This is a genomic window from Salipiger bermudensis (assembly GCF_020171625.1).
Lineage (GTDB): Bacteria > Pseudomonadota > Alphaproteobacteria > Rhodobacterales > Rhodobacteraceae > Salipiger > Salipiger bermudensis_B.
In genome coordinates, this window is sequence record NZ_JAIUZY010000007.1 from 200008 (window position 1) to 216210 (window position 16203).

Genomic DNA, 16203 nt, shown 5'->3' on the forward strand with positions numbered 1-16203 from the left:
TTACCGACCGGTCGCCCTCTCTTCGCCCTGTTCGCCCGCCCGAACTCTCTACTTACGCCTCTTAACCACGCTGTCGCGTGGCGATCCTGCCGGTCCGACAGAGCCCGCACTGGACAGTGCCCACGGCGCTGCTAGGGTCGCGACGAACCCATTTCCCGACACCCACAGGAGCCCATGGCATGTCCCTTGACGCCGTTCTCGCCCGCATCGACAGCGATCTTCCCGCCGCAACCGATCGTCTGCTCGAGCTTCTCCGCATCCAGTCGATCTCCACCGACCCGGCCTACAAGGCCGCGTGCGACAAGGCCGCCGACTGGCTGGTAGCGGATTTGCAGTCGCTGGGCGTCAGCGCGGAAAAGCGCGCCACGCCGGGCCACCCGATGGTGGTGGGCCATGTCGACGGCCCCGGCCCGCACGTGCTGTTCTATGGCCACTACGATGTGCAGCCGGTCGATCCGCTGAACCTCTGGAACCGCGATCCGTTCGACCCGGCCATCGAGGAGACCGCCAAGGGCAAGGTGATCCGCGGCCGCGGCGCCTCGGACGACAAGGGCCAGCTTATGACCTTCATCGAGGCCTGCCGGGCATGGAAGGCCGAGCATGGCTCCCTGCCCTGCAAGATCACCTTCTTCCTCGAGGGCGAGGAAGAGAGCGGTTCGCCCTCGCTGGTGCCGTTCATGAAAGAGAATGCCGACGAGCTGAAGGCCGAGATCGCGCTGATCTGCGACACCGGCCTGTTCCAGTCGAAGACCCCGGCGATCATGACCATGCTGCGCGGCCTGCTCGGTGAGGAGATGACCATCACCGGCCCCGACAAGGACCTGCACTCGGGCATGTATGGCGGCATCGCCATGAACCCCGCCCGCGTGCTGACCAAGATTCTCGGCGGGCTGTTCGACGACAACGGCGTCATCCAGGTGCCCGAGCTCTATGAGGGCGTGCCCGAGCTTTCGGACGAGATCAAAGCGCAGTGGGCGGGCCTTGGCTTCGACGCCGAAGGCTTTCTCGGCGATGTCGGCCTGTCGGTTCCCGCGGGCGAGAGCCACGTCACCCCGCTAGAGATGATCTGGGCCCGCCCCACCGCCGAGATCAACGGCATCTGGTCGGGCTATACCGGCGACGGCTTCAAGACCGTGCTGCCCTCCGAGGCCCACGCCAAGATCAGCTTCCGCCTCGTCGGCACGCAGGACCCGGAGGCGATCCGCAAGAACTTCCGCGCCTGGGTCGAGGCGCAGCTGCCGGCGGACTGCAAGGTCGCGTGGAAGGACCACAGCTGCTCGCCCGCCTCGCAGATGTCGACCGAGCACCCTGCCTTCGAAGCGGCGCGCAAGGCCCTGTCGGACGAGTGGCCCGACCCGGCGGCCTATGCCGGCTGCGGCGGCTCGATCCCGATCGCCGGCTACTTCAAGACCATCCTCGACATGGACGCGATGCTGGTCGGCTGGGGCAAGGATGACGACCAGATCCATTCGCCCAACGAGAAGTACGACCTCGAGAGCTATCACATGGGCATCCGCAGCTGGGCGCGGATCCTCGACGCCATCTCGTCCTGACGTATGTCCATGCTGGGGGGCGTTCGGGAATCGAACGTCCCCCAGCAGCGACGCCTGACCCGGGTTCCGCGCCACGGAACGTGGCAAAAAGCCCCTCTCGTCGCCGCAAAGCTGCCACTGTCCGGGCAGCGCCCTGCAAGATACCGAAAATACTCGGACAATCTTCATTTTCAGAACCCGTTGCAGCCCCATTCGCCGCACAAATCCGCCATGTTCTCCCTCTAGCCTGCCCATAAGGTTCGGTACGGCCCCCGGTCACCGCCTCCATCGCCAAGGCTCTCAGGCAAAGCGCCGAGAGGCCGGGCCGCCGGAGGCAAGACTGGAACAGCTTACCGGCAAGACGAACTGACGGGCCGGGACACGGGACATGAGAAACTACACGTTTCGCAAGTTGACACAGCAGGACTTCAAGGCACGGGTTGGCCGCGTCGACGCCAGCGTTTCGCGCCGTGGTGCTGCGACGACGACCTTCTCTTCGCCCGCACGCCCTCTCGTGTCGCTGATCCTTGGGTTCGGCTGGGCCTATCTGGTGATCGCGGTCTCCCGGAACCGCGGCCATATCGAGCACAGCCTGCTTCAGGGCTCCCTGCCTACCGAATACCACGACCATGTGCTCTTCATGCTGGCCGGTCTGCTCGCCATGTCGGCGGTGATGCTCGGGCTTCACCTCTTCCGCTTCCTGATGGCGCGGCGCACCAGCGCCGGAAAGCGCAACTCAGGTGGCCTTCTGGCCGGCGCCCTCGCAGCCGGGGCGCTGGTCTACACGCCGCCGAGTGTCTTCGATGCCGGACTGGGCCTGATCGATGAGAACTCGCGCGCCCTGTTCACCGCTGCGTCCTCCACGACGAAGATCGATTTCGCCGCGATTTCCCTCGCTGCCTCGAACAGCATGAACTGAGGCCGGCCCCCTGACCCTATCGTGACGCGCCGACCGATCGCGCTTCCCTCACGCATCGGAAACGCCCACGCGCGCTGATCGCCGTTCCTGGCGGTCAGCGCTGTTGCTGCCAAGGGTCACGCAGTCCCATACCGACCGCTCAGAATAGCCCGCTGAACCGCTCGGGCAGCAGGTATTGCTGGTCATACTCGGGGCGCTCGAACTGCCAATAGCCTGTCTCCCCCCGCGCCTTCCAGCTCCGCCTCATGCGCTTGCGCACCCAAGCGAGGTCGAACCCCTCCTGCATCGGCAGCTTCGCGAAGGCCTCGAACAGCGCCCGATCCTCGCCTCGCGCCTCCGCGAACCAGTGGCGCCCGATCGAGGCCTCCTTCACGCTCACGCCGATCTCGTCGGTCACGGCGTTGCGGCGGTCCATCGCTTCGACATAGGTGCCGAAATCGCAGAACTTCAGGTGAAACAGGTAGAGCGGCTCCGGCGTGAAGAGCTTGGACGCCTGCGTGAAATGCCCGCCGCGCGCGATCTTGGTGCCAAGCGAGATCACGCAGGGCTTGGAATAATGCGGCGCCAACCGCACGTGCCGGCGCGGCCCGAGGATCTGCCCTTCGATCGGCTTCTCTTCGATGTCGATGCGGTGGATCACCTCGAGGCCCAGCGGCGTCAGCACCCGCCGCAGCGGCTGCTCGGCGAGGTAATCGACCAGCCCGCGCCCCTCTTCGGGGTCGAGCACCACCAGCTCATCGACATCGCCCACGATGACATGGCTGTAGTACCCGCGCAGCCCCGCGACGAGGCCATTCAGCAGCCGCCAGCGCTTCATGTCGAAATTCGGATGCGGATCGCCCGGGATGCCGATCACGTTGCAGCCCTCGGCCAGCCGCGCCACCGCGTCGCCGCGCCCGTGGTTGACGATGTAGCAGTTCTCGCGCCCCAGCATCCCGCCGTAATGGCGCAGCCATGCCTTCAGGAAGAAGGCATCGTCCCGCATCATTGTCACCGCCGCCACGACCGATTGCATCCGTCCCATCCCTTTCTTGCCAGCTGCCCCGACGATAGCCTATCGGCAGGTCGTTCCGAAGAGAATCGCCATTGCCAGCCCGGCCCGACAGCGTTGCGGGCATATCACGCCGAGGCCCAGCCAGATGATCCCCGACGACTTCTCTGAGACCGGACTGCATTTCGCCCTGACCGGAGCCAGGATCACCCGCTATCAGGTCTTCGGCGAGCGCTCCTCGGGCACCAACTACGTCAAGCGGCTGATCGGGCGAAACACCGCCCTGGCCCCGAGCGACGAGTTCGGCTGGAAGCACGGCTTTCCGCAGATGACCGCGATCCCCGCCGACCTCGTGGTGATCTGCGTTATCCGCCATGCGGCCGAATGGGCGCTGTCGATGCACGCCAAACCCTGGCATTGCCCCCCCGAGATGCAGCGCCTGCCCTTCGCCGCCTTCCTGCGCGCAAAGTGGGCCACCATCGCCGACCGGCCGCGCTACTTCCCGCAGGTGCAGGCGCATGGCGGCGGCGGCGAGGCCTTGCAGCTCGACCGCCATCCGCTGACCGGGGCGCCCTTCGCCAACCTGTTCGATCTGCGCCGTGCCAAGCTCGAAGGGCTTCTGGGCTTCCTGAACCGCGGCTGCTCGGTGATCCTCTGCCGGCTGGAAACCGTGCAAGGACACCCCGAGAGCTTTCTGAAAACGCTGGAGAAACGCCTCTCGCTGCCGCCCGCGCCGCAGCCCTACCGCCCGGTGGTCAAGCGCCTCGGGTCGCGGTTCCTGCCGTCGGTCGAGGACCGCCCGGCCACCCCCAAGCGGCTTGCGCCCGACGATCTCACCTTCCTGCAAAGTCAGCTCGATCTCGGGCGCGAGGCGGATCTGGGCTACCGCTATTCGTGAGCCTCGCCGCCCTCGACCCGGGCACGGATGCGCCGGAGCCCGAGCCAGACCGCCAGCACCACCGGCGGCACCACGAGCGCCGTCATCAGGCCCTTGCTGATCCCCGCCATCCCCGCCACCGGGTAAAGCAGATAGGCCACCAGCGACACCGCGTAATAGCTGATCGCCACGACCGAGAGCCCTTCGACGGTGTGCTGCAGTCTCAGCTGCAGCCCGGCGCGCCGGTCCATGCTCTCGAGCAGGTCCTGGTTCTGCGCCGAGCGCTTCACCTCGACCCGCGTGCGCAGAAGGTCGCCCGCCCGCATCGCCCGCGCCGACATCGCCTCGAGCCGCTTCTCGGCGCTCTTCACCGTGCGCATGGCCGGATCGAAGCGCCGCGCCATGAACTCGCGAAAGGTCTGCCGCCCCTCGAAGCGCTCCTCGCGCAGCACCGCGATGCGCTGCGTCACCAGCGCCTCGTAGGCGCCGGTGGCCGAGAGCCGGAACGCAGTCTGCGCCGACAGGGTCTCGAGCTCCGACGACACCCGCAGCAGCGCCTGCAGCGTCTCCTCCTCGGGCGCGTTACCATGGGTCATGGCGGTCATCAGCCGGGTCAGCTCCTCGTCGATCTCGGTCATCCGCGGCTGGATCGCCCGCACCCGGGTGAAGCCCAGCATCGACATCGCCTTGTAGGTCTCGATCTCGCAGAGCCGCTGCACGATGCGCCCCACCCGGCGTACCCCCACATCGCTGCGCGGGAACACCGCGAAGCGCAAATGGCCGCCCTCGTCGATGCGGAAGTCGCCCGCCACCACGACGGCATCGTCGATCACCCGGCTCACCGCGAGGCTGTCCGCCACCATCCAGTCCCGCGTCAGATCGTTGATCCGGCTCTCGTCCTCGGGGCGCTCGCAGATCCGCAGCATCGCCGAGGTCACCCGCACGCCCGGCGCCTCGCGCAGCCAGTCTTCGGGAAAGACCTCGAAATCCGCCGGGTCGTAAGGCCGCTCGCCCAGCCCGTTGAGGAACACCGTGTAGGTGACGAACTCGGTATGCTGCTCCCATTTCAAGACGTGCTTGCCGATGGCCGCGGTGAAATGGGTGGCGCCGGGCTGGGGATGCTGGGTGCCGTAGCGGTCGAGCAGGTCGATCAGGTGATCGAGATCCTCCGAGCGGTCGCGCGAGGCCGCGTCCTGCGCCTTCTTGATGGCCAGATAGACCGCTCGCGCCGGCGCCTGCAGCGCGGGAAACGGGCGGGCGTGCAGCTCGTTGGCGAGCTGGTAGCGCAGCGGGTGATCCTCGATCGGGGGCATGGGGCGTCCTTGGGCAGTGATCTGGCGAAACCTACAAGGCCCCGCCCCGAAGTAAAGAAAATTTCACCAGCCCTTTCAAACCCTTAGCGGGATACAACCGTATACCCGGGCGCAAGCCTCGGAAATCTCACCGCTTTGCCGGCGGCAGCGGCCGGTAGTGCGAGACCATGACATAGTCCTTGCGCGGCCCCCGCACATGCCAGCGCGCCTGCCATTCGGGCCAGCGGCTGAAATCGTAGTGTACGTCGTACTGGTCGGGATCGCACCAATGCGCCGCCGCGCCGCCCTCCGCCGGGACCTGGTGAAAGAACCGCCCGTCCTCGAAGAACACCCGCAGGTCGCTGTCCCAGAGGTAGCGCCGCTCGGCCGCGAAGCGCCCCTGCCCCATGACAAGCTCGCCGCGCTCGACATAGACCGCGCCCGCACCCTCGGGCCGCCACTCGGCACCCCCTTCGAAGCGCGCCGCACTGCCATCGCCGTGGCTGATCTCCCGCGCGAGCTGCCATGTCCCGAGAAACCCCTCCAACCCGCGCATCGCCCAGCCCTTCTCTACGTCCAAAATACTCCGGGGGAGTCGCAGCTCTGCTGCGGCGGGGGCAGCGCCCCCCCTGCGCCCGGAGCCCCCGTCTTCCGGCCCCTTCCGCACAGCCCCGCCTGCCGCAAAGGCAGCCGACCCTTGCCGCCCAGCCCGCCACGCCCTATGACGCGCGCAACCCGCACGCAACCCCGAGGATAGCCGATGATCCCCCGTTATGCCCGCCCCGAGATGACCGCGATCTGGGAGCCCGCCACCAAGTTCCGCATCTGGTACGAGATCGAGGCCCATGCCTGCGACGCGCAGGCCGCGCTCGGCGTCATTCCCAAGGAGAATGCCGAGGCCGTCTGGAAAGCCAAGGATGTCGAGTTCGACGTCGCCCGCATCGACGAGATCGAGGCCGTGACCAAGCATGACGTCATCGCCTTCCTCACCCATCTCGCCGAGCATGTGGGCTCGGACGAGGCGCGCTTCGTGCACCAGGGCATGACCAGCTCCGACGTGCTCGACACCTGCCTCAACGTGCAGCTCGTGCGCGCCGCCGACATCCTGCTCGAGGGCGTCGACAAGGTGCTCGCGGCGCTGAAGAAGCGCGCGTTCGAGCACAAGATGACCGTGCGCGTCGGCCGCAGCCACGGCATCCACGCCGAGCCCACCACCATGGGCCTCACCTTCGCCCGCTTCTACGCCGAGATGGACCGCAACAAGAACCGTCTCGAGAAAGCCAAGTGGGAGATCGCCACGGGCGCGATCTCGGGCGCCGTCGGCACCTTCGCCAATATCGATCCGGCGGTCGAGGAGCATGTCTGCGAGCAGCTCGGCCTGCGCGCCGAGCCGATCTCGACCCAGGTGATCCCGCGAGACCGTCACGCCATGTTCTTCGCCACGCTCGGCGTGATCGCCTCGTCGATCGAGAACATCGCCATCGAGATCCGCCACATGCAGCGCACCGAGGTGCTGGAGGGCGCCGAGTTCTTCTCGATGGGCCAGAAGGGCTCTTCGGCGATGCCGCACAAGAAGAACCCGGTGCTGACCGAGAACCTCACCGGCCTCGCCCGCCTCGTGCGGATGACGGTGATCCCGGCGATGGAGAACGTGGCGCTCTGGCACGAGCGCGACATCTCGCACAGCTCGGTCGAGCGCGGCATCGGCCCCGACGCCACCATCACCCTCGACTTCGCCCTGAACCGCCTCGCGGGCGTGGTCGACAAGATGATCATCTACCCGCAGAACATGCTCGACAACATGAACAAGTTCCCCGGGCTGGTGATGTCCCAGCGCGTGCTGCTGGCGCTGACGCAGGCCGGCGTGAGCCGCGAGGACGCCTATTCCATGGTGCAGCGCAACGCGCTCAAGGTCTGGGAAGAGCGTCTCGATTTCCGCGAGCTGCTGCTGGCCGACGACGAGGTCGTGGCCGCGCTCGGTGTCGACGGCATCAACGAGAAGTTCGACATGGGCTACCACACCAAGCACGTCGACACGATCTTCAAGCGCGTCTTCGGCGAATAAGCCGCGCCTTACCATGGCCTCCGGCCGGGCGCGACGCGCTGCCGGCCGGAGGCAAGCTCCCCCGTGGCGCATCGCCGGCGCACCCCGGGGCTTTGCCCACCGCTGCGCCCGTCACGCCCCTGTGACAGCCGCCTCGATCCGGTTTCCTTTTGCCGCTACGTCACTCCATGCTAGCCTGCCTGCATTGCAACAGGAGGACACAAGATGACGATCAAGACAGTCCTGTCCGCCGCTGCCCTCGTGGTTGCGCCGGCCCTCGCCATGGCCTGCCCGGCGCATGATCAGGCCAAGATGAGTTGCGCCGACGGCATGGTTTACGATTCTGCCAGCCACAGCTGCAAGGTCATCTCGGGCTGAGAGCCCCTTGCAAATCTGACCGGGGCGGCCCGCCGGGCCGCCTTTTTTATTGCCCGGACCGCCCGTGCCGCATCTCTGGTGAGGCTTCGTTAACCCCGTCGCGCTACCTCTTACGGGGTCCCATCCGAAGCGGTGCAAGATGTCTCACGCCTCCTCTCTCGCCACCCTTCCCGGCCCCTCCTCGGGTCGCGGTCCTCTCACCCGGCGGGCCAAGGCCGCCATCGTGGTGCAGTTCCTGCTTAACGAAGGCGCCGATGTGCCGCTCTCGGCCCTGCCCGACGAGCTGCAGGCCGAGCTTACGGCGCAGCTTGGCCGGATGCGCTATATCGACCGCGAGACGCTCAACAGCGTGATAGAGGAATTCGCCAACGAGCTTGAACAGATCGGCCTGTCCTTTCCCGGCGACATGGCCGGGGCGCTCTCGGCGCTGGACGGGCGCATCAGCCACCGCACCGCCGCGCGCCTGCGCAAGGAGGCCGGGGTGCGCCAGACCGGCGACCCGTGGGAGCGGATCAACGCCCTCGACGAAGAGCGGCTCGAGGCACTGGTGCTGGGCGAGTCGACCGAGGTTGCGGCGGTGATGATGTCGAAGATCGAAACCGCCAAGGCCGCCAAGGTGCTCGCCCGCCTGCCCGGTGATCGCGCCAGGCGCATCAGCTATGCCATCTCGATGACCGCCGGTGTCAGCCCCGAGGCGGTCGATCGCATCGGCCTCAGCATCGCCGCGCAGCTCGATGCCGAACCGCTCCGCGCCTTCGAGAAAAAGCCCAATGAACGGGTCGGCGCGATCCTGAACTACGCCGCCAGCGCCAAGCGCGACGAGGTGCTCGAAGGTTTGGAAGAAACCGACAAGGCGTTCGCAGAGGCGGTGCGCAGGGCCATCTTCACCTTCGCCAACATCCCCGAGCGGCTGAAGCCCGAGGATGTCCCCAAAATCACCCGCGACGTGCCCGGCGACGTGCTGACCATCGCCATTGCCGCCGCCAGCAACGAAGACGATCTCAAGGCGGTCGAGTTCATCCTCGAGAGCGTCTCCAAGCGCATGTCCGGCTCGCTGCGCGAGGATGCCGCCGGGATGAGCGTCAGCGCCAAGAAGGGGGAGACCGCGATGAACGAGGTCGTCTCGGCGATCCGCGACCTGATCGCCACCGGAGAGATCGAGCTGCGCGATCCCGACGGCGACGACGACTGACCGTCCGGGCCGGACCGCGATGGCCCGGCCCGGCGCGAGGCCGCCGCGCAGCCCCCATCCCGGACCCGGCGCTTGTGCCGCGCCGCCGCGCGGCCTATCTCTTCGCCCGCAACGACAGGAGCGGACGCTTGGGCAAGAGCAAGGACACAGCGCGCGGCGGCTGGGCCGACTGGATGGCGGACCGCGCCCTGCGCGGTCTGATCGCACTCGCGCTCGCCCTGCCCCTGCGCGCCCGGTTGAGGGTCATGGGCTGGGCCGTGCGCCGGGTCATTGCCCCGCTCGCCGGCTATCGCTCGCGCGTGCTCGACAACCTCGCCCATGTCTGGCCCGACCTGCCCGAGGCCGAGCGCCAGCGCATCGCCGACGAGGTGACCGAGAATGCCGGTCGCACGATGATCGAGAATTACGACGTGGCCGGCCTGCTCGAGCGCATGAAGGAGGCCCCGGTCTCGGGCGACGGCCTCCCGGAGATCGAGCGCGCCCGCGCCGAGGGGCGCCCGGTGCTCTTCGTCACCGGCCATTACGGCAATTTCGAAGCCCCGCGCGCGGCATTGGTGGCGCGCGGCTGGCGCATCGGCGGGCTCTACCGTCCGATGGCCAACCCGTTCTTCAACGCCCATTACGCCGCCAACATGCACGCCCTGTCGGACCCGGTCTTCGAACAGGGCCGGCGCGGCACCATGGGGCTTTTGAAGCACATCCGCGGCGGCGGCATGGGCGTGCTGCTCTTCGATGTCTACAGCAGCGACGGCACGCCGATCGACTTCCTCGGCCAGCCCGCCCCCACCCTGACCTCGAGCGCCGAGATCGCGCTCAAGACCGGCGCGCTCTTCGTGCCGTTCTTCGGCATCCGCCAGCCCGACGGCGTCTCTTTCGAGGCAGTGTTCGAGGCGCCGATCCCGCACGGCGATCCGGTCGAGATGATGCGTGCAGCGACGCGCCGGCTCGAAGCACGGATCGAGGCGGACCCCGGACAATGGTTCTGGATTCACCGCCGCTGGAAACCGAAGCGGCAGGCCAAGCGTCAGCGCAAGCGCGCGGCGGCAAGAATGGCGCCGTGATCCTTTTCCTGAAGCATCACGACCACCGGGTCGGCCCCCTCAAGCGAAACACTCATTTCGAGCGCCTCTTCGCCGTTCCACACCCCCAGCACCTGCCAGCCATGCGCGACGTGGGTGTAGGTGATCTCGCGCCCGGCGTTTTCACCGTCGAGGATCTCGACCCGCTCGCGCGGTGAATAGCGCACCATCTGCACCACGGTTTCCGGAAGCGCCGCCAGCGGCTGGGCGGTGATCTGAAGCGTGTCACCGTCGCGGCTCAGACTGACCCGCGCCGGCGCCGGCGTCTCGCTGGCATGGCGGATCGCGTCCACCACCTTCATTGGGCGCGACCCCACCACGTCATAGACCCCGCCCACCATCATCTGGGGCGTGTAGATCGACCGGCGCCCGGCAGAGCGGGCATAGCCCTTCTGCCGCTGGGTGAAGGCCGGATCGGCGAAGTTGTCCTTCCAGCCGATATAGTCCCAGTAATCGACATGCAGCGCCAGCGGGATCACGTTCTCCTGCTCGCCAAGCTCGGCCAGGATCGCGTCGGCTGCAGGGCACGAGGCGCAGCCCTGCGAGGTGAACAGCTCGACCACGACGGGCCGCTCTTCTGCGCCTGCCACCGTCGCCGAAACGGCAAGACAGGCAGCAGCGATCCATTGGCGCCATCGGCTGTGTCGAAGCATCGGTCGTCTTTTCCCTGTATTTCCCCCGATCCGGCCTACCCAAACGCGTCTGAAATAACCAATCAAGGTTTTGCGAGAGCGGGTGAAGCGCCCTGACAGTGGCCCCGATGCAAATAATTGGTATCCTACGGTATACAATTTGGCGTAAAGCCCTTGAAGACTAGATGCTCATGCGCCAGTTATTCGAGAAGCACACGCTTTTCTCCAGCCATCATGCAAGGGAGCCAGACATGCCCATCACGGTCGGACACGACACATCCAAGACGCGCAAGACGCTTGAGGTGAACGGCAAGAGCTATGCCTATTATTCCATCCCCGCCGCCGAGGCGGCCGGGCTCGGCGATTTCTCCAAGCTGCCGGCGGCGCTGAAGGTCGTGCTCGAGAACATGCTCCGCTTCGAAGACGGCAAGACTGTCTCGGTGGATGACATCAAGGCGTTCTCCGACTGGGCCACCAATGGCGGCAAGGGCAACCGCGAGCTGTCCTATCGCCCCGCCCGCGTGCTGATGCAGGACTTCACCGGCGTGCCGGCGGTGGTCGACCTTGCTGCGATGCGCGACGGCATCAAGGCGCTTGGCGGCGACGCCCAGAAGATCAACCCGCTGAACCCGGTCGATCTTGTGATCGACCACTCGGTGATGATCGACGAGTTCGGCAACCCGCGCGCCTTCCAGATGAACGTGGATCGTGAATACGAGCGCAATATCGAGCGTTACGAGTTCCTCAAGTGGGGCCAGTCGGCGTTCAACAACTTCCGCGTCGTGCCCCCGGGCACCGGCATCTGCCACCAGGTGAACCTCGAATATCTTGCCCAGACCGTCTGGACCGACAAGGATCAGGACGGCCAGGAGGTCGCCTATCCCGACACGCTGGTCGGCACCGACAGCCACACCACCATGGTCAACGGCGCCGCCGTGCTGGGCTGGGGCGTGGGCGGCATCGAGGCCGAGGCCGCGATGCTCGGCCAGCCGATCTCGATGCTGATCCCCGAGGTGGTGGGCTTCAAGCTCACCGGCGAGATGGTCGAGGGCACCACCGGCACCGACCTCGTGCTCAAGGTCGTCGAGATGCTGCGCGAGAAGGGGGTGGTCGGCAAGTTCGTCGAATTCTACGGCTCCGGCCTCGACAACCTGCCGCTGGCGCAGCGCGCCACCATCGCCAACATGGCCCCCGAATACGGCGCCACCTGCGGCTTCTTCCCGATCGACGCCGAGACCATCCGCTATCTCGAGCAGACGGGCCGCGAGAAGGACCGCATCGCGCTGGTCGAGGCCTATGCCAAGGAGAACGGCTTCTGGCGCACGCCGGATTACGATCCGGTCTATACCGACACGCTCGAGCTCGACATGGGCACCATCGTGCCCGCGATCTCCGGCCCCAAGCGACCGCAGGACTACATCGCGCTCGACGGCGCAGCCCCGGCCTTTGCCAAGTTCGTCGAGGGCATCCGCTCCGGCAAGGACGCCTCCCAAAAGGAGGAAGTGCGCTGGGAAGGCGAAGGCGGCGCGCCCGAGCCCACCGAGATCCCCGGCGACGAGGGCCATCACAACAAGGGCTGGTACAAGACCGACGACGGCGCCTACCAGCTGCATGACGGCTCCATCGTGATCGCCTCGATCACGTCCTGCACCAACACCTCGAACCCCTACGTGATGATCGGCGCCGGGCTCGTCGCCCGCAAGGCGCGCGAGCTTGGCCTGAACCGCAAGCCGTGGGTCAAGACCTCGCTGGCGCCGGGCTCGCAGGTGGTCTCGGACTACCTCGAAGCCGCCGGCCTGCAGGAGGATCTCGACGCGGTGGGCTTCAACCTCGTGGGCTACGGCTGCACCACATGCATCGGCAACTCCGGCCCGCTCGACGAGCCGATCTCGAAGGCGATCAACGACTATGACCTGATCGCCACTTCGGTGCTGTCGGGCAACCGCAACTTCGAAGGCCGGATCTCGCCCGACGTGCGCGCCAACTACCTCGCCTCGCCGCCGCTGGTGGTGGCGTATGCGCTGGTGGGCGACATGAACGTCGACATCTCCAGCGATCCGATCGGTACCGACAAGGACGGCAACGACGTCTATCTCAAGGACATCTGGCCCTCGAATGCCGAGATCGCCGAGCTGGTCGAGAAGACGGTGACCCGCGAGTCGTTCCAGTCGAAATATGCCGACGTATTCAAGGGCGACGAGAAGTGGCAGTCCGTGGAAGTGAACGGCGGCGAGACCTATGACTGGCCGGCCACCTCGACCTACGTGCAGAACCCGCCCTACTTCCAGGGCATGTCCAAGGAGCCGGGCGAGATCACCAATATCGAGGGCGCCAAGGTGCTGGCCCTGCTGGGTGACATGATCACCACGGACCACATCTCGCCCGCCGGCTCGTTCAAGGAAAGCACGCCTGCCGGACAGTACCTGATCGAGCGTCAGGTGCCCGTGCGCGAGTTCAACTCCTATGGCTCGCGGCGCGGCAACCACGAGGTGATGATGCGCGGCACCTTCGCCAACATCCGCATCAAGAACGAGATGCTGGACGGCGTCGAGGGCGGCTACACCAAGGGCCCGGACGGCGAGCAGACCTCGATCTACGACGCCTCGATGGCCTATCAGGAGCAAGGCACCCCGCTGGTGATCTTCGGCGGCGAACAGTATGGCGCGGGCTCCTCGCGCGACTGGGCAGCCAAGGGCACGGCGTTGCTCGGCGTGAAGGCGGTCATCGCAGAGAGCTTCGAGCGCATCCACCGCTCGAACCTCGTCGGCATGGGCGTGATCCCGTTCGAGTTCACCGGCGGCGACACCCGCAAGACGCTGGAGCTGACCGGGGAGGAGACGGTGTCGATCACCGGTCTCGACACTATCACCCCGCTGGCCGAGGTGCCCTGCTCGATCACCTATGCGGATGGCTCCACCAAGGAGATCACGCTCAAGTGCCGCATCGATACGGCCATCGAGAAGGAATATGTCGAGCACGGCGGCGTGCTGCACTACGTGCTGCGCGACCTCGCCTCCGCTTGATATCTGATCGTGCCACCCGCGCTCCGGTGCGGGTGGCCTTAGCCCTATAGACAGAAAGCCCGCCAGTTTTGCCGGCGGGCTTTCTCATTTGGTGAACCCATACCGTTCAGCGGAACGGGCACCTGTTAGAAGATCTACAGACAGTCAGTGGCAGTGCACACGACCGACTGCGGTTTCCATATGACAGCACTGCCCCGGAGGCGACGCCTTCCGACACCCGCCGCCATGGGCCGCAGCCGGAAGAGAGGTTGCTGCGAAGGTCAGTGTCACGAGACTGAACGCGATAATACTCTTGAGCATCGGACCGGATCCCTTTTCGAATGGCGTCTAAAAAATAGAAAAGGTCAAACCGGTTCGCGCACGAGTTAACGGTTTGTTAACCTATCTTAAGACGCTAGCTCATAGGTCTGAACCGCGCAACGGGCGTGGTAACGAGCAGCCAAGTCTTGTCCCCTCTTCACCCGAACAGCCGTTTCGCCTCCTCCACCGAGTACCGCCCAAGCCGCACGTCTTCCTCGACGAGAGCGCGGTCGCGCGTCGTAGGGTCGCCGTAGCCGCCACCGCCGGGGGTTTTCACCCGCACCCGGTCGCCCGCCACCAGCGAGATATCCTGCGCCTTCGACAGGTGCTCGGGCGTAAAGTTCTCGCCACCGCGCGTCACCGTCACTTCGTTGACCGCCCCGTCGCTCCCGCCGAGCGCGCCCTGCGGACCGAAGCGGCCATGATCCATCACGAAGCTCGCCCGCGCCTGCCCCTTCAGGATCTCGACCTCGTAGTCGAGCCCGAATCCGCCGCGCTGCGCCCCCGCCCCGCCCGAGCCCTCACGCAGGGCGTAGCGGTGGTAGAGCACCGGGAACTGCTGCTCCATGATCTCGACCGGCGGCGCCTTGGAGATGCCGATGGTCGAGCAGCCGTTGGAGATGCCGTCGCCGCCCGCGTAGCCGCCGTACCCGCCGCCCGAGATCTGGTACATGACATAACTCTGCCCGGTCTCGGGCACCTCCCCCCCCAGCGCGAAGTTGCCCGAAGATCCGGCGGGGGATGCGCTCACCTTGTCGGGCAGCGCCTCGACCAGTGCCGCGAACACCGCCTCGGCGATGCGCTGGCTGACCTCCGCCGCGCAGCCCGAGACGGGGCGCGGGTATTGCGCGTCGAGGAAGGTGCCCTCGGGGCGCTTGACGGTGAGCGGCTCGAAGGCGCCGGCGCTGATCGGCACGTCGGGGAAGATGTGCCGCATGGCGAGGTAGACCGAACTCAGCGTGGTGGCGATGACCGAGTTCATCGGCCCCTGGCAAGGCGGGCTGGAGCCCGCGAAGTCGAAGGTCAGCCCTTCACCATCGGCGGTCACCGCGAGCCTGATCTCGAGCGGTTCGTTCACCACGCCGTCGCTGTCGATATAGGCGGTGGAGCGGTAGGTGCCCGGCGGGATCCGGGCGATCTGCGCCCGCATCTGCTCGGCGGCGCGGCTGCGCAGCTCGCCGATGGCCGCGCGCACGGTGTCGTCGCCGTAGCGATCGAGCAGCCGCGTGAGCCGCGCCTCGCCCACGTAGAGCGCCGCCGCCTGCGCCTTGACATCGCCGATGCGCTGATCGGCGACGCGGATGTTGGAGCAGATGATGGCGTAGATCTCCGGGTCGAGCTCGCCGTTCTTGAACAGCCGCACCGGCGGCAGGCGCAGCCCCTCCTGCTCGACCGCCGTGGCCGAGGCCGAGAACCCGCCGGGAACCGCGCCGCCTGTGTCGGGCCAGTGGCCGGTGTTGGACAGCCAACAGAAGATCTCGCCATTGCGCCAGACCGGCATGGCGAAGCGCACGTCCATCAGGTGGGTGCCGCCGAGATAGGGGTCGTTGACGATGTAGATGTCGCCGGGCTTCGGCGCGATCACCTTGCCCTCCGCGATCATCCGGATCAGCGTCCCGGTGGAATACTGCATGACGCCCACGAACACGGGCAGGCCTTGGGAGCCCTGGGCAATCAGGCTGCCATCCTCGGCGGAATAGATCCCGTCGGAGCGGTCGTTGGCCTCGGCGATCACCGGCGAGAAGGCGGCGCGGGAGAACGACAGGTCCATCTCGTCGCAGACCTGCTGCAGGCCCGACTGGATGACGGTGAGGGTGATGGGATCGAGCGTCATGTCAGACCTCCGAAGGCTGCGCGGGCGGAGAGGAAGGATGCCTCCGGCGGGAGTATTTTTGACGAAGAGAAGCCGGGGGACGCGCCTTTGTCGTCTCTTCGTCTGACATC

13 protein-coding genes are annotated in these 16203 nt (G+C 66.6%); 8 read left to right on the plus strand and 5 right to left on the minus strand.

What is annotated here, in order from left to right:
- The first annotated feature begins 179 nt into the window (after nt 1-179).
- Nucleotides 180-1553 (plus strand): M20/M25/M40 family metallo-hydrolase, encoded by a 1374-nt coding sequence (locus LCM15_RS14505; RefSeq protein ID WP_224857611.1) that lies wholly within the window; start codon nt 180-182, stop codon nt 1551-1553.
- Nucleotides 1554-1920: 367 nt separating this feature from the next.
- Nucleotides 1921-2451 carry a hypothetical protein gene (locus LCM15_RS14510; RefSeq protein ID WP_224857613.1) on the plus strand — a complete coding sequence of 177 codons (531 nt, stop codon included), beginning with the start codon at nt 1921-1923 and terminating at the stop codon, nt 2449-2451.
- Between the two features lie 139 nt (nt 2452-2590).
- Here the strand turns inward: LCM15_RS14510 and LCM15_RS14515 are convergent, their stop codons facing one another.
- Nucleotides 2591-3466, minus strand: a complete 876-nt coding sequence (locus LCM15_RS14515) for a glycosyltransferase family 2 protein (RefSeq protein WP_224857615.1) — start codon at nt 3464-3466, stop codon at nt 2591-2593.
- Between the two features lie 124 nt (nt 3467-3590).
- Here LCM15_RS14515 and LCM15_RS14520 point away from each other — a divergent pair, with 124 nt between their 5' ends.
- Nucleotides 3591-4340: a hypothetical protein gene (locus tag LCM15_RS14520; RefSeq protein ID WP_224857617.1), complete on the plus strand. Its 750-nt coding sequence runs from the start codon at nt 3591-3593 to the stop codon at nt 4338-4340.
- Here the strand turns inward: LCM15_RS14520 and LCM15_RS14525 are convergent.
- Nucleotides 4331-5632: a DUF3422 family protein gene (locus tag LCM15_RS14525; RefSeq protein WP_224857619.1), complete on the minus strand. Its 1302-nt coding sequence runs from the start codon at nt 5630-5632 to the stop codon at nt 4331-4333. The two genes, LCM15_RS14520 and LCM15_RS14525, sit on opposite strands and share 10 nt — an antisense overlap.
- Nucleotides 5633-5759: 127 nt before the next feature.
- Nucleotides 5760-6167, minus strand: a complete 408-nt coding sequence (locus tag LCM15_RS14530; protein ID WP_224857683.1) for a DUF6314 family protein — start codon at nt 6165-6167, stop codon at nt 5760-5762.
- 204 nt (nt 6168-6371) lie between these two features.
- Here LCM15_RS14530 and purB point away from each other — a divergent pair, with 204 nt between their 5' ends.
- The 4 genes from purB (at nt 6372) to LCM15_RS14550 (ending at nt 10286) form a co-directional block, all read left to right on the plus strand.
- Nucleotides 6372-7676, plus strand: coding sequence for an adenylosuccinate lyase (gene purB, locus LCM15_RS14535; RefSeq protein ID WP_224857621.1), 1305 nt, complete (start codon nt 6372-6374; stop codon nt 7674-7676).
- Nucleotides 7677-7880: 204 nt separating this feature from the next.
- Nucleotides 7881-8033 (plus strand): adenylosuccinate lyase, encoded by a 153-nt coding sequence (locus LCM15_RS14540; protein ID WP_224857624.1) that lies wholly within the window; start codon nt 7881-7883, stop codon nt 8031-8033.
- Nucleotides 8034-8172: 139 nt separating this feature from the next.
- Nucleotides 8173-9225 carry a flagellar motor switch protein FliG gene (locus tag LCM15_RS14545; protein WP_224857626.1) on the plus strand — a complete coding sequence of 351 codons (1053 nt, stop codon included), beginning with the start codon at nt 8173-8175 and terminating at the stop codon, nt 9223-9225.
- Nucleotides 9226-9398: 173 nt separating this feature from the next.
- The gene (locus LCM15_RS14550) at nt 9399-10286 is read left to right on the plus strand and encodes a lysophospholipid acyltransferase family protein (protein ID WP_412103292.1); all 888 of its coding nucleotides are present in this window, start codon (nt 9399-9401) and stop codon (nt 10284-10286) included.
- Here LCM15_RS14550 and LCM15_RS14555 read toward each other — a convergent pair.
- The gene (locus LCM15_RS14555; RefSeq protein ID WP_224857629.1) at nt 10250-10957 is read right to left on the minus strand and encodes a DUF1223 domain-containing protein; all 708 of its coding nucleotides are present in this window, start codon (nt 10955-10957) and stop codon (nt 10250-10252) included. The two genes, LCM15_RS14550 and LCM15_RS14555, sit on opposite strands and share 37 nt — an antisense overlap.
- Nucleotides 10958-11187: 230 nt before the next feature.
- On the opposite strand from LCM15_RS14555, the gene acnA reads away from it, so the two are divergent.
- Nucleotides 11188-13959, plus strand: a complete 2772-nt coding sequence (gene acnA, locus LCM15_RS14560) for an aconitate hydratase AcnA (protein WP_224857630.1) — start codon at nt 11188-11190, stop codon at nt 13957-13959.
- A gap of 457 nt (nt 13960-14416) precedes the next feature.
- Here the strand turns inward: acnA and LCM15_RS14565 are convergent, their stop codons facing one another.
- A complete protein-coding gene (locus tag LCM15_RS14565; RefSeq protein ID WP_224857631.1) occupies nt 14417-16093 on the minus strand; it encodes a hydantoinase B/oxoprolinase family protein in 1677 nt (558 codons plus the stop codon).
- Nucleotides 16094-16203: the final 110 nt, after the last annotated feature.